This is a genomic window from Bacillus sp. SIMBA_005 (genome assembly GCF_046535585.1).
In the GTDB taxonomy this organism is placed as follows: domain Bacteria; phylum Bacillota; class Bacilli; order Bacillales; family Bacillaceae; genus Bacillus; species Bacillus pumilus.
The window spans coordinates 1-251 of the sequence record NZ_JAWRWI010000836.1 but is presented as its reverse complement, the minus strand read 5'-3'; the positions used below and the strand labels follow the sequence as shown (position 1 = coordinate 251).

General features: G+C 47.8%; 1 protein-coding gene. It reads left to right on the top strand.

Features of this window, described 5'->3' with window-relative positions:
* Positions 1-251: cell wall-binding repeat-containing protein (locus tag SB660_RS22420; RefSeq protein ID WP_410584679.1), on the top strand; the 251-nt coding region annotated here is incomplete at both ends.

Below are 251 nucleotides of genomic sequence, written 5' to 3'. Positions count from 1 at the left end.
GCGAAAAAACTGAGCAGCAGCACAGAAGCGCAAATCAAGAAATTCAATCCGGATAATATTTTAATCATCGGCGGGACGAACAGTATTTCGTCAGCCGCGGAAAAGACATTGAAGAAATACGGCCGTACGAAACGGATCAGCGGAAAAAACAGATATGATCTGTCCAAAAATATTGCGGCCGAAATGGGCAGCTATGACCAGGCGGTCGTAGTAACGGGGGATGTATATACGGATGCGCTGGCAATCGCGCC